Origin of the sequence: Marinobacter sp. HL-58 (genome assembly GCF_001314605.1) — a bacterium.
In the GTDB taxonomy this organism is placed as follows: domain Bacteria; phylum Pseudomonadota; class Gammaproteobacteria; order Pseudomonadales; family Oleiphilaceae; genus Marinobacter.
On record NZ_LIHP01000013.1, the window covers coordinates 1 to 16,753 of the forward strand.

General features: G+C 61.3%; 12 protein-coding genes. 8 read left to right on the forward strand and 4 right to left on the reverse strand.

Annotation, left to right across the window (positions count from 1 at the left end; genetic code table 11):
* The 4 genes from urtD to urtA form a co-directional block, all read right to left on the reverse strand.
* Window positions 1–783: urea ABC transporter ATP-binding protein UrtD (gene urtD, locus HLUCCO03_RS11775; protein ID WP_292016703.1), on the reverse strand; the 783-nt coding region annotated here is incomplete at its 3' end.
* On the reverse strand, window positions 780–1,931 hold the full coding sequence (gene urtC, locus HLUCCO03_RS11780) for an urea ABC transporter permease subunit UrtC (RefSeq protein ID WP_292016704.1): 1,152 nt from the start codon (window positions 1,929–1,931) through the stop codon (window positions 780–782). The genes urtD and urtC, both read right to left, overlap by 4 nt.
* 3 nt (window positions 1,932–1,934) lie before the next feature.
* Entirely contained in the window at window positions 1,935–3,533 is a 1,599-nt protein-coding gene (gene urtB / locus HLUCCO03_RS11785) for an urea ABC transporter permease subunit UrtB (protein ID WP_027832988.1), read from the reverse strand.
* Window positions 3,534–3,607: 74 nt separating this feature from the next.
* Complete coding sequence (urtA, locus tag HLUCCO03_RS11790) at window positions 3,608–4,918, reverse strand: urea ABC transporter substrate-binding protein (RefSeq protein WP_027832989.1); 1,311 nt, start codon at window positions 4,916–4,918, stop codon at window positions 3,608–3,610.
* Between the two features lie 351 nt (window positions 4,919–5,269).
* Between urtA and atzF the strand changes: the two genes are divergently transcribed.
* The 8 genes from atzF to HLUCCO03_RS11830 all read left to right on the forward strand — a co-directional run bounded on the left by atzF (window position 5,270) and on the right by HLUCCO03_RS11830 (window position 16,751).
* Window positions 5,270–7,105, forward strand: coding sequence for an allophanate hydrolase (gene atzF / locus HLUCCO03_RS11795; RefSeq protein WP_027832990.1), 1,836 nt, complete (start codon window positions 5,270–5,272; stop codon window positions 7,103–7,105).
* A gap of 218 nt (window positions 7,106–7,323) precedes the next feature.
* Entirely contained in the window at window positions 7,324–10,956 is a 3,633-nt protein-coding gene (gene uca, locus HLUCCO03_RS11800) for an urea carboxylase (RefSeq protein WP_027832991.1), read from the forward strand.
* 429 nt (window positions 10,957–11,385) lie between these two features.
* Window positions 11,386–12,111 (forward strand): GntR family transcriptional regulator, encoded by a 726-nt coding sequence (locus HLUCCO03_RS11805; RefSeq protein WP_036197677.1) that lies wholly within the window; start codon window positions 11,386–11,388, stop codon window positions 12,109–12,111.
* Between the two features lie 444 nt (window positions 12,112–12,555).
* A complete protein-coding gene (locus HLUCCO03_RS11810; protein ID WP_027832992.1) occupies window positions 12,556–12,825 on the forward strand; it encodes a ComEA family DNA-binding protein in 270 nt (89 codons plus the stop codon).
* A gap of 128 nt (window positions 12,826–12,953) precedes the next feature.
* Complete coding sequence (locus HLUCCO03_RS11815) at window positions 12,954–13,730, forward strand: (Fe-S)-binding protein (RefSeq protein ID WP_027832993.1); 777 nt, start codon at window positions 12,954–12,956, stop codon at window positions 13,728–13,730.
* Window positions 13,727–15,178, forward strand: coding sequence for a LutB/LldF family L-lactate oxidation iron-sulfur protein (locus HLUCCO03_RS11820; RefSeq protein WP_027832994.1), 1,452 nt, complete (start codon window positions 13,727–13,729; stop codon window positions 15,176–15,178). Before HLUCCO03_RS11815 ends, HLUCCO03_RS11820 begins: the two co-directional genes overlap by 4 nt.
* Window positions 15,175–15,834, forward strand: coding sequence for a lactate utilization protein (locus HLUCCO03_RS11825; protein WP_027832995.1), 660 nt, complete (start codon window positions 15,175–15,177; stop codon window positions 15,832–15,834). The genes HLUCCO03_RS11820 and HLUCCO03_RS11825 overlap by 4 nt, the downstream gene beginning before the upstream one ends.
* Window positions 15,831–16,751: an EamA family transporter gene (locus tag HLUCCO03_RS11830; RefSeq protein WP_027832996.1), complete on the forward strand. Its 921-nt coding sequence runs from the start codon at window positions 15,831–15,833 to the stop codon at window positions 16,749–16,751. The genes HLUCCO03_RS11825 and HLUCCO03_RS11830 overlap by 4 nt, the downstream gene beginning before the upstream one ends.
* The last annotated feature ends 2 nt before the right edge of the window (window positions 16,752–16,753 follow it).

Consider the following 16,753-nt stretch of genomic DNA (forward strand, 5'->3'; position numbering starts at 1 on the left):
GTTGGAGACCTGGTCCATGGTGCCTTCGGCCAGTACGCTGCCCTGGTGCAGCACGGTGACTTTGCGGGCGATGGAGCGCACGAAGCCCATGTCGTGCTCCACCACCACCACGGACTGTTTGCCGGCCAGGCTGGTGAGCAGTTCGGCGGTGCGTTCCATTTCCTGTTCGGTCATGCCCGCTACGGGTTCGTCCACCAGCAGCAGCCGGGGTTTCTGCATCAGCAGCATGCCGATTTCCAGCCACTGTTTCTGGCCGTGGGAGAGGATGCCCGCCGGTTTGTCCCGCAGTTGATGCAGGCCGACGGTTTCCAGCACTTCGTCGATGCCGTCCCGGTATTCGTGTTTCATGATGGCGGTCAGGGTGGGCAGGATGCGTTTGTCGGTGGCCATGGCCAGTTCCAGGTTTTCGAACACGGTGAGTGCTTCGAACACCGTGGGCTTCTGGAACTTGCGGCCGATGCCCAGGCTGGCAATGTCCGGCTCGTTCATGGTGAGCAGGTTGTGGCGGCTGCCGAACCATACCGAGCCGGTGTCCGGCGTGGTTTTCCCGGTGATGATGTCCATCATGGTGGTTTTGCCCGCGCCGTTGGGGCCGATGATGCAGCGCAGTTCACCGTCGTCCACGGTCAGGTTCAGGTTGTTGATGGCCTTAAAGCCGTCAAAGCTCACGTTTACATCTTCCAGGTACAGGATGGGCCCATGGCGGACGTCCACCGGGGACGCCACCGGGGTCAGGAAGTTGAAGACGCGATCGCGGTTGGAAATCTCCTCGATAATGCTCATGCGGTGGCCTCCCTGGCGGGTGTAGGTTCGGGATCGCTGCTGTCGCTTCCGTCAGAGCCGTCATCCTTGCGTTTACGGCGGCTGGCCAGCAGGCCGGCAATGCCTTTGGGCAGGAACACGGTTACCAGCACAAACAGGCCACCCAGGGCGAACAGCCAGGCGTCCGGCATCACGCCGGTGAACACGGTTTTGGCGTAGTTCACCAGGATGGCGCCGATGACGGCCCCGTAGAGGGTTGCACGGCCGCCCAGGGCTACCCACACCACGATTTCGATGGAGAACAGCGGCGAGAATTCGCTGGGGTTGATGATGCCCACTTGCGGTACGTACAGGGCCCCGGCCACGCCCGCCAGCATGGCGGACACCACGAACACGAACAGTTGCACCCGTTCCACCCGGTAACCCAGGAAGCGGGTGCGGGCCTCGGCGTCGCGACAGGCGATGCTTACCCGGCCCAGTTTGCTGGCCACGATGCCCCGGCAGATCACATAGCCGATGGCCAGGGCGATGCCGGTGGCGATGAACAGCCCCAGCCGGGTGGCGTCCGTGCGCAGATTGAAGCCGAGGATATCGCGGAAGTCGGTCAGGCCGTTGTTGCCGCCGAAGCCCATCTCGTTACGGAAGAAGGCGAGCATCAGGGCAAAGGTCAGTGCCTGGGTGATGATGGACAGGTACACCCCGGTCACCCGTGAGCGGAAGGCCAGGAAACCGAATACCAGCGCCAGCAGGCCCGGTGCCAGCAGCACCATGATGAAGGCGAACCAGGCCATGTCGAAGCCCAGCCAGTACCAGGGCAGTTCGTCCCAGTTCAGGAACACCATGAAGTCCGGCAGTACCGGGTCGCCATAGGTGCCGCGGTCGCCGATCTGGCGCATCAGGTACATACCCATGGCGTAGCCGCCGAGAGCAAAGAAGGCGCCGTGGCCCAGGCTGAGGATACCGAGGTAACCCCACACCAGGTCCACCGCCACCGCCAGCAGTGCATAGCACAGGTACTTGCCCAGCAGGGTGACGGTGTAGGCGCTGACATGCAGGGCGCTGTCCTGGGGCATGGCGACGTGCAATACCGTCACAACAACCATGGCCGCAAAGAGAACGCCCAGGAAGATCTGCGTGGAGCGTTCACGCAAGGGTCTTGTTAACCACATACCTTAACCCTCCGCTGCACGGCCCTTTTGCGGGAAGAGTCCGCGCGGGCGTTTCTGGATGAACAGGATGATGAAGACCAGCACGATGATCTTCGCGAGTACGGCACCGGCCCAGGGTTCCAGCAGCTGGTTGATGGTGCCCAGTGACAGCCCGGCAATCAGCGTGCCCCAGAGGTTACCCACGCCGCCGAACACCACCACCATGAAGGAGTCGATGATGTAGTTCTGGCCCAGGTTGGGGCCCACGTTGGTGAGCTGGGACAGCGCCACACCTGCCAGGCCGGCAACGCCGGAGCCGAGGGCGAAGGTCATGATGTCTACCCGGGTCGCGCGGATGCCCATGGAGCGGGCCATGTTGCGATTCTGGGTGACGGCGCGCACTTCCAGGCCCAGGCGGGTTCTGCGCATGATCAGCATCAGCGCGGCGAAGACCACCAGGGCAAAGCCCAGCACGTACATGCGGTTGAGGGTCAGGGACAAGGCGTCGTTGACGACGATGGAACCGCTCATCCATTCCGGCGTGACCACGGTGCGGTTCTGGGGTGAAATCACCGTGCGCACCAGCTGCTGCAGGATCAGGCTGATGCCGAAGGTGGCCAGCAGGGTTTCCAGGGGACGGCCCTTGAGAAACTGGATCACGCTGCGTTCGATGATGATGCCGGCGGTGGCCGCCACCATGAAGCCGGCGGGTATGGACAGGATCAACGCCAGGCCGGGCTGGTCGGGTAACATTTGCTGCATGCCCCAGGTGGTGTAGGCACCCAGCATGATCAGCTCCCCGTGGGCCATGTTGATCACGCCCATCACGCCGAAGGTGATGGCCAGGCCGATGGCCGCCAGCACCAGCACCGAGCCGAGGCTTAAACCGAAATAGAGGGTCTCGGCGGCTTTGTTCAGTTTGAGTTTCTGTTCGATGGTTTCCAGGGCGGCCTTTGCCTTGGTGGCCAGCTCCGGATCGTCGCTGTCGGCGGCGTTGTTCAGGGCGGCGCGGGCACGGCTGTGGAGGCTGCCGGCGAGCACGTCCACCGCTTCAATGTCGCCTTCTCCCACCCGGTAAATGGCCAGTGCCGCTTCGATGCGCTCGCGCACCTTCGGGTCTTCTTCCAGTTCCAGGCGTTCTTCCAGGGGCGCCACGATGGGGGCTTCAACCTTGCCCATCATGCTCTCTGCCGAGGCCAGGCGTATGTCGCGGTCTTCGGCGTCCAGGTCCAGCATGGCTTTGATGCCATCAAGCTGACCCCGGATAAGGTTGTTCACGGGAATCCGGTCAAGCTCGCGGCGGGAAATCTCGCCAAGGTCTTCCCCGGTCAGCGCGTCGGAAATGGTCCAGTCCAGGCCGCGATTGTTCAGCACAACCACGATCCGGCCGGTGTCCTTTACCTGGCTCAGGCGGTTGTTGCCGTAGGCGTCCAGCCAGCTTCTGGCGCGCACATCACCACTGGTGGCGATGGCATTGATGGCGTCCTCGATCTGGGCCGGCCGCGCGTCTGCCAGGTTGCCCAGCAATGTCTGGCCCGGGTCATTGTCCTGGGCATGGACAGCCGGGAAGACCGTCATTGTGATGGCGATAAGCAGTAGCGTGAGCGATCGGATGATGCTCATGGTTCCATCCTGTTTTATTGAAATGGTGCGGGGGAAAACGTCGGGGGCGGCATGGCCACCCCCGTTTTCAGGCCTTATTCAGCGTCTTCAGCGGCCATTTCGCCGGCAGAGGCACCGCACTTGCCGGTTTTGGTGTTGAAGGTTCCGCAGAACAGGGGCTTGCGCCAGTCAGCGATCATGTCGCGGGAGCCGGGCAGGAAGTCAGACCAGGCATCGCCGGCCACGGTGGACGGGGTCTCCCAGACGACGGAGAACTGGCCGTTGTCCTGGATCTCGCCAATCAGCACCGGCTTGGTGATGTGGTGGTTGGGCATCATGGCGGCGTAGCCACCGGTCAGGTTGGGTACGCTCACGCCGATGATGGCGTCCTTCACCGCATCCACGTCGGTGGTGCCGGCTTTTTTCACCGCTTCCACATACATGTTGAAGCCGATGTAGTGGGCTTCCATGGGGTCGTTGGTGACGGCTTCGTCATCACCGGTATGCTCGATCCACTCGTCGATGAAGTCGTAGTTGGCGTCGCTGTCCACGCTCATGAAGTAGTTCCAGGCAGCCAGGTGGCCAACCAGCGGGCCGGTGTCGATACCGGAGAGCTCCTGCTCACCCACGGAGAAGGCAACCACCGGGATGTCGGAAGCAGAGATGCCCTGATTGCCCAGCTCGCGGTAGAAAGGCACGTTGGCGTCGCCATTGATGGTGGATACCACGGCGGTTTTCTTGCCGGCGGAGCCGAAGTCCTTGATGTCAGAAACGATGTTCTGCCAGTCGGAATGGCCGAAGGGCGTGTAGTTGATCATGATGTCTTCTTTCGCCACGCCCTGATCCATCAGGTAGGTCTCGAGGATCTTGTTGGTGGTGCGCGGGTAGACGTAGTCGGTGCCGGCCAGTACCCAGCGCTCGACGCCGATTTCATTCATCAGGTAGTTCACCGCCGGAATCGCCTGCTGGTTGGGCGCAGCACCGGTGTAGAACACGTTCTCGGAAGATTCTTCACCTTCGTACTGAACCGGATAGAACAGCAGGCCATTCAGCTCTTCCACCACCGGCAGCACGGACTTGCGGGAAACCGAGGTCCAGTTGCCGAAGATCACGTCCACTTCTTCCTGGGCCAGCAGCTCTCGGGCTTTCTCAGCAAACAGGGGCCAGTCAGAGGCAGGGTCAACGACTACGGCTTCCATCTTGCGGCCCAGGACACCACCTTCGGCGTTCTGCTTTTCAATCAGCATTTCAACGGTGTCTTTCAGGACCGTTTCACTGATCGCCATGGTGCCGGAGAGGGAGTGAAGGATACCGACCTTGATGGGATCTTCCTCGGCAACGGCCGAGAGGGATATAGAGAGGGCCAGCGCTGAAAGGCCAAGTTTCACGTATTTTCTAATGGTCATGTTGTGCGTCCTTGTTTACAGGTTGATTCGTGCCAGTTGCTTTGAGTAAACGCATCCCCTGCACTGCATCAGCCGTTCCAGCTTTCACCAATTCCATTACAAAACAGCAATTTATCTAGTATACAAGCTATCCGCACATGCCCTGTGCGGGTTTTCGGGCGCATAAATTCCCGGTTTCCAGGCCTTTTTCTGGTGCGTTCGCCCATCAATAGTGCACCTTTAAAATACCGCCTTTCTCTCCACACCTTTTTAACAAACTGTTTTCAAAGGTATTTCTAAAACCATTCCCGAATGGCACGGGCATTGCCATTGCTCATGTATACAAGTTGACAACGCACATGAGGAAGAACCATGCCCGCAACACTCGGATGGACCATTGAGGACTGGCGGAAAGCCTATCAATCCGGCGCCAGGCCGGAAGAACTGCTTGGCGAACTGGTCGCCGGCCTGGATAAAACCGACAACGCCTGGATTGCACTATCAGGTAGCACAGAGTTGCAGGCGGCGCTGTTCGACCTGGAGGGGACGCTTAACAAGATCGGCGGCGATATCAGCCGCCTGCCGCTTTATGGTGTTCCGTTTGCGGCGAAGGACAATATTGACGCCCACGGATTTGAAACCACCGCCGGCTGCCCGGCCTATGCCTATTCGCCAGAGGAAGACGCCACCGTTATTGCCCGGCTTAAGGCCGCCGGTGCCGTGTTGATAGGCAAGACCAACCTCGACCAGTTTGCTACCGGGTTGGTGGGCACACGCTCTCCTTATGGGGCGGTGGCCAATGCCTTCAAGCCGGAGGTGGTCAGCGGTGGTTCCAGTTCCGGTTCCGCGTCTGTGGTTGCCCGCGGCCTGGTGCCCTTTGCACTGGGTACAGACACCGCCGGCTCCGGCCGGGTACCTGCGGGGCTTAACAATCTGGTCGGGCTGAAGCCTACCAAGGGGCTGTTCAGTATCCACGGCGTGGTGCCGGCATGTCGGTCCCTGGATTGCGTGTCCGTTTTTGCTCTGACGGTTAACGACGCCGGTCTGGTGGCCGATGCCATGGCCGGGTTCGATGCCGACGATGCCTTTTCCCGCAGGGCGCCCTATGCGCTGCCTCTTGATGGTCCGGCCATTCGCCGCCCCGGCCCGATCAAACGCCTGGCCATTCCCGAGCACCCGCAATGGTTTGGTGACCAGCAGGCGGAGGCGGCCTGGAATACCGCCGTCAGCCTTTGGCGTCAGCAGGATGTGGAGCTGGTGCCGCTGGACTTCAGCCCCATGCTGGAACTGGCTGCCCTGCTGTATGAAGGCCCCTGGGTGGCCGAGCGCCACGCTGCCGTGGAGTCCTTCATGGCCAGCCATGGCGACGATATGAACCCGGTGGTCAGAGGCATTATCGCCAACGCCGGCAAGTTCACCGCCACCGATACCTTCGGGGCCCAGTACCGCAAGGAAGAACTGCTGCGCCAGATCGATGAATTACTGGCCGATGTGGACGCACTGCTGGTGCCTACCGCACCCACGGCGCCGACGATCGACGCGGTGAACGCCGACCCGATCACCCTCAACAGTCAGTTGGGCACCTATACCAATTTTGTGAACCTGGCGGACTTCAGCGCCCTGGCCATTCCCGCCGGCTTCCGGGACGACGGCCTGCCCTTCGGCGTCACCCTGATCAGCGGCGCCTGGAAAGATACCGAGCTGCAACACCTGGCCTGCCAGTGGCTGAACGCCCATCCCACTCCTTTGGGCGCCACGGACAAACCCCGCCCGGAAGAAACGCCCGGCGCGGAAATATCCACACCCACCATTCAGGTGGCGGTCGTCGGCGCCCACCTCAGCGGCATGCCCCTGAACACCCAGCTTACCGAGCGATCTTCGGTGTTGGTCGAGCAGACCACCACCTCCGCCAACTACCGCCTCTATGCCCTGCCCAACACCACCCCGCCCAAGCCCGGGCTGAAGCGGGTCGCACCGGGCGAAGGTGAGCAAATCATCGTGGAAGTCTGGCAAATGCCCGCCGCCGCCTTCGGCTCCTTCGTGGACCTGATCCCGGCGCCGCTGGGCATAGGCAATGTGGAGCTTGCGGATGGGCGCTGGGTTAACGGGTTTATCTGCGAGGGGTACGGGTTCGAGGGGGCCCGGGATGTGACCGAGTTTGGGGGTTGGCGGGCTTTTGTTGGTTCTGCGGGGTCTGCCGGGGTCTGACCCTGCGGGTCTGACCCCATAGAAATTGACCAAGACGAGCCTACCTCCGAGTTCAGACCTCGGGGGCATGAGCAAGCTAGGGGTATACGCGGCCTGGTCAGCACGTTTGGGGTCAGACCCGCAGGGTCAGACCCCGGAGTCCGCCGCAAAAGTATCGCATCGGGGTCAGACCCGGCGGGTCTGACCCCACCTACTCCATTAAAAGGAGATATCGGAAAATGTTCACCAAAGTACTAATCGCCAACCGAGGCGAAATCGCGGTCCGCACCATTCGCACCCTCAAGGCCATGGGCGTTGGCAGTGTGGCCGTCTATTCCCACCAGGACCGCCACAGCCTGCACGTTGCCCTGGCAGATGAATCGGTAGCCCTGACCGGCAATGGCGCCAGTGAAACCTATCTGGACAAGGCCCAGATTCTGTCCGCCGCCAAACACACCGGCGCCGAGGCGATTATTCCGGGGTATGGCTTTCTGTCCGAGAACGCCGACTTTGCCGAGGCCTGCGAGGCCGATGGCATTGCCTTTATCGGCCCCACGCCCGACCAGATGCGCGAGTTCGGCCTGAAGCACCGGGCGCGGGAACTGGCGGAAGCCGCCGGCGTGCCCCTGGCGCCGGGCAGCGGGCTGCTGGACAGTCTTGATGAAGCCGTAACCGTAGCCAACAAACTCGGCTACCCGGTGATGCTGAAAAGCACCGCCGGTGGTGGCGGCATCGGCCTGACCCGCTGCAACAGCGAAGCGGAACTGCGGGAGGCCTTCGAAACCGTGCGCCGCCAGGGCCAGAGCTTCTTTAACGACAGTGGTGTATTCCTGGAGCGTTTCATCGCCAGGGCCCGCCATGTGGAAGTGCAGATGTTCGGTGATGGCGAGGGTAATGTGGTGGCCCTGGGTGAGCGGGATTGTTCCCTCCAGCGCCGCAACCAGAAGGTGGTGGAGGAAACCCCCGCGCCGAATCTGCCGGCCGCTACCCGCCAGAAAATGCTGGATGCCGCCGTCTCCCTCGGCCAGTCGGTGAACTACCGTTCCGCCGGCACCGTGGAATACATCTACGACGCGGACCGGGATGAATTCTACTTCCTGGAAGTGAATACCCGCTTACAGGTTGAGCACCCGGTAACCGAGTCTGTCACTGGTCTGGACCTGATCGAGTGGATGCTCGGGATCGCCGCCGGCGAGAGCCCGGACCTGGCCAATTTCCAGCCGGAGCTGAACGGCGCTTCCATGGAAGTGCGTATCTACGCAGAAGATCCTTTGAAGGATTTCCAGCCCTCCCCGGGTGAACTGACCGACGTGCACTGGCCGGAAGAAGGCGTGCGCGTGGACACCTGGGTGGAAGATGGCAGTGAAGTCTCTGCTCACTACGACCCGATGATCGCCAAGCTGATCGTCCACGGCAAGGATCGCGCCGATGCCCTGGCCAAGCTCAAAGCCGCCCTGGCGGAAACCCGGCTGATGGGCATTGCCACCAACCTGGACTATCTGCGCCAGGTGGTCGCCCAGCAGAGCTTTGCCGATGGCATTGTCTCCACCCGTGCGCTGGAAAGCTTCGAGTTCAGGCCCTCTGTGGCGGAAGTGATCAAACCCGGCACCTACACCACGGTGCAGGATTATCCCGGCCGCGTGGGCTACTGGAATATCGGCGTGCCGCCTTCCGGCCCTATGGATGACTACGCCTTCCGCATCGCCAACCGAATCGTGGGCAACCACCACGAAGCGGCGGGGCTGGAAGCCACGCTGATCGGCCCGAGCCTGAAGTTCCACAAGGATTCGGTAGTGGCTCTGACCGGTGCGCTGACCGAAGCCACACTGGACGACAAGGCGATTGAGTTCTGGAAACCCATCACCGTAAAAGCCGGCCAGGTTTTGGCCGTGGGCAAGGCCATCAAGGGCTGCCGAACCTACCTGGCGGTGCGTGGCGGCTTCGATGTACCGGTGTACCTGGGCAGCCGTGCCACCTTCGCCCTGGGCCAGTTCGGCGGCCACGGCGGCCGGCCCCTGCGCCCCGGTGACATGCTGGGCATCAGCCAGATCAGCCTGCCCGCCTGCACCACCACGGCACCGACACACGATCCCGCACCGGCAGACCCGGACCTGATCCCGGACTACCCGGACCACTGGGAAATCGGCGTACTCTATGGCCCCCACGGTGCCCCGGATTTCTTCACGGAAAAGTCCATCGAAAAATTCTTCGAGCAGGACTGGGAAGTGCACTACAACTCCAACCGCCTGGGCATCCGCCTGAACGGCCCCAAGCCGGAGTTTACCCGCGCCGACGGCGGCGAGGCGGGCCTGCATCCGTCCAACATTCACGACTGTGAATACGCCATCGGCTCCATCAACTTCACCGGGGATATGCCGGTCATCCTGACAAAAGATGGCCCCAGCCTGGGCGGATTCGTATGCCCGGTGACCATTGCCAAAGCCGAGCTGTGGAAAGTCGGCCAGGTCAAACCCGGCGACACCATCCGCTTTGTGGCCATTGATAACGACACCGCGGTGAAACTCTCGGAGCGCCAGGAACTGGCCATCAAGAGTTTGATGGCACCGCCACAGGTGAAGCTGGTGGCACCGGACCTGGCACCGCTGAACGGCATCTCCGCCACCATCCTCGCCCACCTGGAAGAAACCGACGGCCGCCCGGAAGTGGCGTACCGCCAGGCCGGCGACCAGTACATCCTGCTGGAATACGGCCCCAACGTGATGGACCTGGGCGTGCGAATGCGCATCCATGCCCTGATGGAAGCCATCGCCGACGTGCAACCGGCAGGCCTGCTGGAGCTGTCACCGGGCGTGCGTTCCCTGCAGCTTCGTTATGACGCACGGATTCTTACCCAGCAGGCGCTGATGGAATACCTGCTCGACCTGGAAGCCACCCTGCCACCCACGGACGAACTGAAAGTCCGCAGCCGGGTGATTCATCTGCCCATGGCCTTCGAGGACAGCGCCACCCTGGAAGCGGTGGACAAATACCGCCAGTCGGTCCGCGATACCGCCCCCTGGCTGCCCAACAACGTGGACTTCATGCAACGCATCAACGGCCTGCCCAGCCGGGAAGCTGTCCGGGACATCCTGTTCTCCGCCAGATACCTGGTACTGGGCCTGGGTGACGTCTACCTGGGCGCACCCTGCGCTGTGCCCCTGGACCCACGGCACCGGATGCTCACCTCAAAGTACAACCCGGCCCGCACCTACACCGCCGAGGGCACCGTGGGCATCGGCGGCGTGTACATGTGCATCTACGGCATGGACTCCCCCGGCGGCTACCAGCTCGTCGGCCGCACCCTGCCGATCTGGAACAAATACCTGAAGAACCCCCAGTTCGCCGAAGGCGCCCCCTGGCTGCTGCGGTTCTTTGACCAGGTGTGCTACTACCCGGTGACCGAAGCCGAACTGGACGAAATGCGCGACCAGTTCCGCGCCGGCCAGTTAACGGTGAAAATCGAGGAAGAAACCTTCGACCTCAAATCCCACCAGGCCTTCCTGGACGCCAACGCGGACTCCATCGCCGAATTCCGCAAACTGCAGCAGGCGGCCTACGCCAAAGAGGTGGCCCTGTGGAAAGACAGCGAAGCCGAGGAGCTGGACAAACTGGCCAAGGCACCGCCGAAGGCGGATGTGTCTGACCTGGCGAAGTTCGGTGAGCTGGTAAGCGCTGAGATTGCCGGTAACATCTGGAAGTGCCTGGTGAAAACCGGTGATACGGTATCGGAGGGTGATCCGCTGGTCATTGTGGAGGCCATGAAAATGGAGTTCGAAATCAACGCCACCCACAGCGGCGAGATCAGCGCCCTGCACGTTGAGCCTGGCAAGGCTGTGACTCCCGGGGAGCCTTTGTTGAGTATCAAGGTCTGACTTTGGTGCTTTTCTCCGCTGGTCTCTGACTTCGGAGTAGCGCCGATGGGGGAAGGGGTGTCCCAGACACGCCGTGAACCCATCCATGGGGGCTTGAGCGCAGCATCCCTGCTGCGCACAGTCTGGGACACCCCTTCCCCCACCGGCTTCTCGGAGTTTGGTGAATGCTGTTTGAGAAAAACCAAGTGTTTGTTCGTAATCAAGGCTGCACTGAACAAACGACTACCCCCAAACCTGCGACTAGGATTTCTTGCAGGCCACGGGAGTCGGGACGGATGGCGGGGTGAGGGTTTCAAAAGTGTGCGCAGCAAGGATGCTGCGCTCAAGTCCCCATGGATGGGTTCACGACGTCTTTTGAAACCCTCACCCCGCCAGCCGGCCCAGCGGCCATGCACCGCACCAAGAGGCCCCGCATATAAAGGAAAGAGCATGGCAACAAAAACCAAAAGAAAAGAGTCCATGGCAGACAGGGTTTACGAAGCCCTGAAGGACGACATCTTTGAGTTTCGGCTGATCCCCGGCGACAAATTCAGCGAGGGCGATGTGGGAACGCGCCTGAATGCCAGCCGGACACCCGTACGGGAGGCGCTATACCGCTTGCAGCGGGAAGGCTTCGTGGAAGTGCTGTTCCGCAGCGGCTGGCAGGTGAAACCGTTTGATTTCCAGCAAGTGGAAGAACTCTACGACCTGCGCATCACCCTCGAACGGGCCGCGATGCACAAGATCTGCCAGTTGCAGGAAATGCCACAGACCGTAAGAACCCTCACCGCCATCTGGAACCCCGACCACCCCTCCGAGCGCGCCGTTGGCAGCACCGTGCGGGCACTGGATGAAAGCTTCCATTGTGACCTGGTGGCCGCCGCCGGCAACCGGGAAATGACGCGAATCCACCGGGAAATCACCGACCGCCTGCGAATCATCCGCCGGCTGGACTTCACCCGGGACGACCGCATAGACGCCACCTACCGGGAACACGCCGAAATACTCGAAGCCATTCGTGCAGGCCATGCCGTGGAGGCGGCGGACCGGTTGACACGCCATATCCGCATCAGCCAGAAGGCCGTACGGGAAATCACCATGGAGAAGATCCGGGAGGCGGCAGAAGCCCATCAGTCAGCGTTCAGAGACACAGGCGAAACTCCCGCAAAAACTTGAACTTACATTCATTGTTAGCGCCATGAATTTGATTACAAATCTGTAAGAGATATCGCACAGACCACGGAGCGATTGTCCGATTTGCCGAGAACCGATCCCACGTAGAATGGTCGGCGTCAAGGATGAAAAGCCGGCAAGGAAAAGCTGGCTCAGGGATGCGAATTCAGGGAATCGAATTCAGGGAAGACCACTCCACGGATCAGGAATTGCCCAGGGAACAGGGCCTACAGGGACGAACCACAGGGAAGACGCGCACAGGATGGTGCGCAGCCTGAAGGATCAGGCACGGGGTCAGCCACGGATACAGGATCACATGGAATGTGTTCCTGTCCGTGCACTACTCCATCCTCGCAGTTTGCTTCTTCTTGAATCCGGCCAGCTCCGTCGCTTTTACGTCCTGACCAATAATCAGAAACGTAAATCCACTCTCAGGAGCCAACCAAAATGAAACGTACCTCTTTCATGGCCATGATGGTCCTGCTGTTCAGCCTGTTTACCGGTTTTGCCCATGCCGAGCCTGCCACCATCAATATCAACACTGCAGACATCGAGACCCTGACCAGCCTGAACGGCATTGGTGAAGCCAAAGCCGAAGCCATCGTCAACTACCGCGATGCCAACGGTCCTTTCCAGTCCAGCGAAGAACTGACCAAAGTGAAAGGTATTGGTGAGCTCACCGTTGAGAAGAACGCCGAGCGCCTGACCGTCAAGTAAGCCCGTCGGGCAGCGGCTTCTGTCCGCTGCCCTCCATGCCGGATATCTTCCCATAAAGTCGTCTGGTAACAACCGGTTTGCCACCCTATCATTGAGTGTTACATCCGATAATCTCGAGTGGCGGCACTATGGTTGATCCCATCAAGATGTACCCGGCGAAACCTTCCAAAGTCTACTTCTACGCCACCTGCCTGGTGGACATGTTCTATCCGGATGCAGGCATGGCCGGCGTGCAGTTGCTGGAGCGGGAAGGCATTGAGGTGATCTACCCGGAGGACCAGACCTGCTGCGGCCAGCCCGCCTATACCTCCGGCTACCATGACGAAGCCCGCGCGGTTGCCCGGGCGCAGCTTGGGCTGTTTCCGGAGGACTACCCGATTGTGGTGCCCTCAGGCTCCTGTGGCGGCATGATGCGCAAGCATTACCCCGACCTGTTCAAGGACACCACCGACGATGTAAAAGCGGCGGAAATTGCCGGCCGGGTATGGGAGCTGACGGATTTCCTGTTGAACGTCTGCCACATCAAACTGGAAGACCTGGGGGAGCCCACCACCGTGGCCATGCACACCTCCTGCTCCGCCCGCCGGGAAATGGGCGTGGCGGAAGTGGGGCCGAAGCTGCTGGGGCAGCTTAAAAACGTGAACCTGGTGGAACAGGTGCGGGCCGAGGAATGCTGTGGTTTCGGCGGCACCTTTGCCGTGCGCCACCCGGAGATTTCCGGCGCCATGGTCAGTGAAAAAGTGGACACCCTGGTGAATACCGGCGCCAAGGATTTTGTCACCACGGACTGCGGCTGCCTGATGAACATTGCCGGCTACGCCGAGAAAAACCACAAGCCCATGGACGGCCAGCACATTCTGAGTTTCCTCTGGGAACGCACCGGCGGCAACAGGAGCAAACCATGAGCGAGACAGCACAGCCCACCCCTCCGCAATCCGCCCATCACATCGATGTGAAGGAATTCCACCCGCGGGCACGGGCGGCCATTCACAACCCGCAGATTCGCCAGAACTTCCGCAAGGCGATGGACGGCCTGATGACCAAGCGCAAGTCCGCGTTCGAGGGCTGGGACCTGGAAGCCCTGCGGGACCTGGGCGCCAACATTCGGCTGCGGGCCCTGGCCAACCTGCCGGACCTGCTGGAGCAGCTGGAACAGAAGCTGACCGAGAACGGCATCAAGGTGCACTGGGCCAGCGACGGCGACGAGGCCTGCGAGATTGTGCGGGATATCTGCATCGCCCGTGATGCCAAGACTGTCATCAAAGGCAAGTCCATGGTGTCGGAGGAAATGGAGCTGAACCATTACCTCGGGGAACACGGCATCGAAGCCCTGGAATCGGATCTGGGCGAGTACATTGTGCAACTGGCGGATGAAACGCCGTCCCACATCATTATGCCGGCCATCCACAAGAATACCAGCGAGATTTCCCAGCTCTTGCACGACAAGACCGGCACCGATCTCTCCAACGATGTGGAATACCTGACTGCCAACGCCCGCCTGCAGCTGCGGGAGAAGTTCATGAACGCGGATGTGGGTGTATCCGGGGTGAATTTCGCCGTCGCCGAAACCGGTACCCTGTGCCTGGTGGAGAACGAGGGCAACGGACGCATGACCACCACGGTGCCCCCCTGCCATATTGCAGTGACCGGCATCGAGAAGGTGGTGCCCAACCTGGAAGACGTCACCGGGCTGCTGGCACTGCTGACCCGGTCCGCCACCGGCCAGCACATCACCACCTACTTCAACATGATTTCCGGCCCCCGCAAGGCGGACGAGATGGACGGGCCGGAAGAGGTCCACGTGGTGCTGGTGGATAACGGCCGCTCCACCATCTACCAGGACGACGAATTGCTGGACACCCTGCGCTGTATCCGTTGTGGCGCCTGTATGAATCACTGTCCGGTGTATACCCGCGTGGGCGGCCATGCCTATGGCACCACCTACCCCGGCCCCATCGGCGCAATCCTGATGCCCCACATGGTGGGCCTGGACGAGGGGCGGCACCTGCCTACGGCGTCGAGCCTATGTGGCGCCTGTGGCGAAGTCTGCCCGGTGAAGATCCCCATACCGGACCTGCTGGTGCGTTTGCGGCAGGAGTCCGTGGACGGCGACAAGCTGCACCCTGCCAAGGTTAGTGGCCATGGTGCCAAACGCGGCGCTATGGAGGCCCTGATCTGGAAGGGCTGGAGCTGGATGCATGCTCGCCCCGGCCTGTACCGGATGGGCACCAGCCTGGGCGCCCGCTTCCGCAAGCTACAGCCGGGTAAGCTCGGCGGCTGGACGCAATATCGCACGGCGCCGAAGCTGGCCGCCAAAACCCTCCATGAACGGATGAAGGAGCGCAGCCAGTGAGTTCCCGGGACACTATCCTCCAGCGCCTTCGCAACCGTACCGGGGGCGAACTGACGGCTCCGGAATGCGATTTCTCCGTGCTCAAGCGGCCGGACTGGACCACCGCTGAAAAGCTGGACATGTTCGAACGCACCATTGAGTCCGTCCACGGTGAGGTGCACCGCACCACCGAGGCAGGCTGGATCGACCGGCTGGCAGAAATCCTGCAATCCCGTGGCGCCCAGACTTTGTTGATCGCCAAGGAACACGAGATCGGCAAGGCCCTGAAAACCGCCACGCAGAACCGTGAAGATTTGCCGCAACTGCTGGTGTACGACGAGCCGGTGGAAAGCTGGCAGGAAGCCCTGTTCACGGAAGTGGATGCCGGCATTACCTCCACCCGTGGCGGTATCGCTGAAACCGGGTCGCTGATTCTTTGGCCGTCAGTGGATGAACCACGGCTGATGAGCCTGGTGCCGCCCATCCATATTGCGGTGCTGAAGGCCAGCGAGCTTTACACCACCTTCCACGAAGCCATGCACTCCCAGAACTGGGCGGCTGGCATGCCGACCAATGCGCTGTTAATCTCCGGACCATCAAAGACCGCCGACATCGAGCAGACCCTCGCTTACGGTGTCCATGGTCCCAAGGAACTCATCGTACTGGTTATTGAATGATCCGAGGCGCATTACTGATCGCCCTGGCCGCCCTGCTCTGGGCGACCACGGGTATTGTGGCAAAATTCCTGTTCACCGGCACCGAACTGCAGGCGGTCACCCTGGCCTTCCTGCGGCTGGCCGTCGCCCTGCCGTTCTTCTTTGTGCTGATGCGCAGGGAGCAGCGTGCTTCTTCCAGAAGCGCCACACCGGCTGTGAAGCTCAACCGCAAGGTGCTGATTCCGCTACTGGCCCTGGGATGCTTCCAGGCGGTGTACCAGGGCAGCTACCTGCTGGCGGTGGATATGACCGGTGCCGGCATTGCCACCCTGATTGCCCTGTGCCTGGCTCCGGTGCTGGTGGCCATTCTGGCGGCGCCTCTTCTGGGCGAGAAACCCGGGCTGGTGACGGTACTGGCGCTGGTTGCCGCCATCGCCGGCACCGCCATGCTGGTGATCAGTGACATGGACAGCGCCGGCAAGCTGCGCCTGGGCGGCATACTGATGGCGGTTCTGGCAGCCTTCGTTTATGCTGGTTTCACCCTGACCAGCCGCCATACCTCCACCGGCACGCCGGTATTCACCACGGCTTTTATCTGCTTTTTTACCGCTGCCCTGATCCTTTTGCCGGCGGTGGCCATCAGCACCGGTTTCGAGGGCCTGCGAAGCTTTGAATTCAGGCACTGGCTGATGGTGGTTTATATCGGTGTCGTGCCCACATGTCTGGGCTACCTGAGCTTCTTTACCGGTATGAAAACCACGCCGGCGACGCTTTCCAGCATTATTGTGACCCTGGAGCCGCTGTTTGTGGCCTTGCTGGCCTGGATGATTCTGGGGGAGGAACTCGGGGTTATCGGTATGGCAGGGGCGCTGATTCTGACAGCGGCGGTTATCGTGGCGTCACAGAGCAGTGCCGGGAAAAAACCCGGCACTGCCTGAAC